This is a genomic window from Terriglobales bacterium, assembly GCA_035543055.1.
Lineage (GTDB): Bacteria > Acidobacteriota > Terriglobia > Terriglobales > Acidobacteriaceae > JAIQFD01.
This window is the reverse complement of the sequence record DATKKJ010000094.1, coordinates 1-3357: the sequence shown is the minus strand read 5'-3', so window position 1 is coordinate 3357 and position 3357 is coordinate 1. Positions and strand designations below refer to the sequence as shown.

Annotated in this window: 5 protein-coding genes; 1 reads left to right on the top strand and 4 read right to left on the bottom strand. The window is 63.1% G+C overall.

What is annotated here, in order from left to right; genetic code table 11:
- The 3 genes from VMS96_07145 to groES all read right to left on the bottom strand — a co-directional run.
- A partial coding sequence (locus VMS96_07145) for a hypothetical protein (protein ID HVP43191.1) occupies positions 1–244 on the bottom strand: 244 nt, incomplete at its 3' end.
- 114 nt (positions 245–358) lie between these two features.
- Positions 359–2008 carry a chaperonin GroEL gene (gene groL / locus VMS96_07140; GenBank protein HVP43190.1) on the bottom strand — a complete coding sequence of 550 codons (1650 nt, stop codon included), beginning with the start codon at positions 2006–2008 and terminating at the stop codon, positions 359–361.
- 82 nt (positions 2009–2090) lie between these two features.
- Complete coding sequence (gene groES, locus VMS96_07135) at positions 2091–2384, bottom strand: co-chaperone GroES (protein HVP43189.1); 294 nt, start codon at positions 2382–2384, stop codon at positions 2091–2093.
- A gap of 265 nt (positions 2385–2649) precedes the next feature.
- Here groES and VMS96_07130 point away from each other — a divergent pair, with 265 nt between their 5' ends.
- Positions 2650–2907, top strand: a complete 258-nt coding sequence (locus VMS96_07130; protein HVP43188.1) for an usg protein — start codon at positions 2650–2652, stop codon at positions 2905–2907.
- 128 nt (positions 2908–3035) lie between these two features.
- On the opposite strand, the gene VMS96_07125 is transcribed toward VMS96_07130, so the two are convergent.
- On the bottom strand, positions 3036–3357 hold a 322-nt coding region (locus tag VMS96_07125; GenBank protein ID HVP43187.1), incomplete at its 5' end, for a hypothetical protein.

Below are 3357 nucleotides of genomic sequence, written 5' to 3'. Positions count from 1 at the left end.
TCGCCGCCGCCACGCACAGACCGGGCACGCCGGTGAACGCGGTTACGGTGCCCAGCGCCACCAGCACCAAGGTAAGCGCTATGGAGACGAAGATATCGTTGAAGCCTGTGAGCAGGCGGACATATTCCTCATCCACCGCCGGGGCGGTTTTCTGCGCGGCGATGAAGTCTCGGAATTTCGTCGCCTCCCCGGGTGAAAGCTTGCCCGCGGCAACCGCGGCGTCGAGATCGGATTCGCTGTACATGTTGCTTGTTTCACCTGTGTTTGCGGTGGCTTTATGGCGTGTTTTCTGGCGCGCATGAAAAAAGCCCCGGAGTTTCCCCCGGGGCTCTCTTTTCGTCCAAGCGGTTGGGCTGGATTAGAAATCCATGTCGCCCATGCCGCCCATGCCACCCATGCCGCCCGGCATGCCGCCAGCAGGCTTCTTCTCGGCGCGCTCAACAACACCGGCTTCGGTGGTGATGATCAGCGAAGCCACGGAAGCGGCGTCCTGCAGCGCGGTGCGCACGACCTTGGTCGGGTCGATGATGCCAGCGGCAACCATGTCCTTGAACTCGCCAGACTGGGCGTCGAAGCCATGGGCGTACTCGGCAATGTCGAGCACCTTGCCGGCGATCACGGCGCCGTCTTCACCGGCGTTCTCGGAGATCTGGCGCAGCGGCACCTGGATGGCGCGGCGGATGATCTCGATACCGGTCTGCTGGTCGTTGTTCTCGGCCTTCAGGTTGGTGAGGATCAGCGAGGCGCGGGCCAGGGCGACACCGCCACCCGGGACAATGCCTTCCTCGACGGCGGCGCGGGTCGCGTGCAGCGCGTCGTCAACGCGGTCCTTGCGCTCCTTCACCTCAACCTCGGAGGCGCCGCCGACGCGGATGACGGCAACGCCGCCAGCCAGCTTGGCCAGACGCTCCTGCAGCTTCTCGCGGTCGTAGTCCGAGGTGGTTTCCTCGATCTGCGCGCGGATCTGGCTGACGCGGCCGGCGATGTCTTCCTTGGCGCCGATGCCCTCGATGATCGTGGTGTTCTCTTTCTCGATCAGCACCTTCTTGGCGCGGCCGAGCATGGCGAGCGTCACGGTCTCGAGCTTGATGCCCAGATCCTCGGAGATGACTTGGCCACCGGTCAGGATCGCGATGTCTTCCAGCATGGCCTTGCGGCGATCACCGAAGCCCGGCGCCTTGACGGCGGCGATCTTCAGGCCACCACGCAGCTTGTTCACAACCAGGGTCGCCAGGGCTTCGCCCTCAACGTCCTCGGCAATGATCAGCAGCGGCTTGCCGGTCTGCACCACGGCTTCCAGCAGCGGCAGCATCGGCTGCAGCTGGGCGAGCTTCTTCTCGAAGATCAGGATGTACGGGCTGTCGAGGTCCGCGATCATCTTCTCCGGGTTGGTGATGAAGTACGGGGAGACATAGCCGCGGTCGAACTGCATGCCCTCGACGACGTCCAGCTCGGTCTGGATGCCCTTGGCTTCCTCAACCGTGATCACGCCCTCGTTGCCGACCTTCAGCATGGCCTTGGAGATCATCTCGCCGATCTCGGTCTCGCCATTGGCGGAGATGGTGCCAACCTGGGCGGTCTCGGCCGGGGTGGTGATCTTCTTGGTGCGGGCCTTCAGCTCATCGACCACGGCGGCAACCGCCTTGTCGATGCCGCGGCGCAGGTCCATCGGGTTCAGCCCGGCGGCCACGGCCTTCACGCCCTCGCGCACGATGGCCTGGGCCAGCACGGTCGCGGTGGTGGTGCCGTCACCGGCGATGTCGTTGGTCTTGGAGGCGACTTCGCGGATCAGCTGCGCGCCCAGGTTCTCGAACGTGTCGGACAGCTCGATTTCCTTGGCGACGGACACGCCGTCCTTGGTGATGCGCGGGGCGCCGAAGGACTTCTCGATGACGACGTTACGGCCCTTGGGACCCAGCGTCACCTTGACGGCGTTGGCGAGGGTGTCGACGCCGCGCAGCATGCGGTCGCGGGCGTCAGAGCCGAAGCGGACTTCTTTGGCAGCCATGTGTGTAGCTCCTTAATATTGGAGCGGCCTGATTCAGACTGCGCGGCTGGCGCCGCTGCGTCATCAGGACGCTGTTACGGGATTAGGCGTTGATGATACCGAGAATGTCGGATTCCTTCATGATCAGCAGGTCTTCGCCACCGACCTTGACTTCGGTGCCCGACCACTTGCCGAACAGCACGCGGTCGCCAGCCTTGACATCCAGGGCCACCAGCTGACCGGCCTCGTTGCGCGCACCCGGACCAGCAGCGACAACTTCACCTTCCTGCGGCTTTTCCTTGGCGGTGTCGGGGATGATGATGCCGCCCGCGGTCTTTTCCTCGGCAGTGATGCGGCGGACGACGACGCGGTCGTGCAGGGGGCGGAAATTCGCCATGATGATCGCTCCTAAACGTTATTGTCTTAAAAGCTTTCCAACCCGTCCGGCCCGGCACGCGGCGCCGCGGTTGTTAGCACTCCCATGGCGGGAGTGCCACGGATTTAGCCGCGCCAGCCCCTCGAGTCAAGAAAACGCAGCACTCCCCGCCGGTGAGTGCCAAGCTTCTGTAATCGCCCATTTTTTTGTTGCATCTCCAGTGCGGTTTCGTGGCAATCTGATGAAACCCCGGGGCAAACCGTTCATGTTTAAGGAGTGAACAAGCATGAGTCTTGCCTTGCAGATGCGCGACTACCGCCTGACCACGGCGGAGATTCTCTACCACATGCCGGACCATCCGGGTCTGCTGCAGAGCTATGTCTGGCAGGAGCTGGACCTGGCCCCGAAATTCCCCGTATTGCGCAAGTTCCTGGATTTCTGGGAACGAAATCTGGACGGCAAGCTGCATTCCGTGCGCGTCGGCGCAGCGGACCTCATTACCCCGGCGCAGTGGAAAGCGGGCACGCTGTACACGCTGAACTGAGGCAGCACCGGGGATCAGAAACTGTTTGAAAACTGGCTCTGGCGAGTCGATTACGGGTGTTATTCGAGCACCGGAGCGCAGGAAAACGCTCGTAAGCGGCCACCAGAGTAGAGTTTCCAGACAGATTCTCAGTCGACCCGGCGCTTGTACTTTGCCTTGGGCCGGTCGAGCGCCAACCCGCCATGCAGCGCGGAGCCGCGCCCGGAGAGGGAGGGGTTGGTCATCAAATATTCATGTGCGGAGGCCGGCGGATCGCCCGGAGCCACGCGGTGCCAGGTGCCGTCGGCCCGCAATACGGAGCTCTGCGCGTCGTCGCGCAGGTTCACGACCATGATCTGGTCCAGGATCTGCGCATGCACCGTGGGGTTATGGATGGGAACGAAGGTCTCCACCCGGTAATCCATGTTGCGTGCCATCCAGTCGGCGCTGGACATGAACACCTTGTTTTCG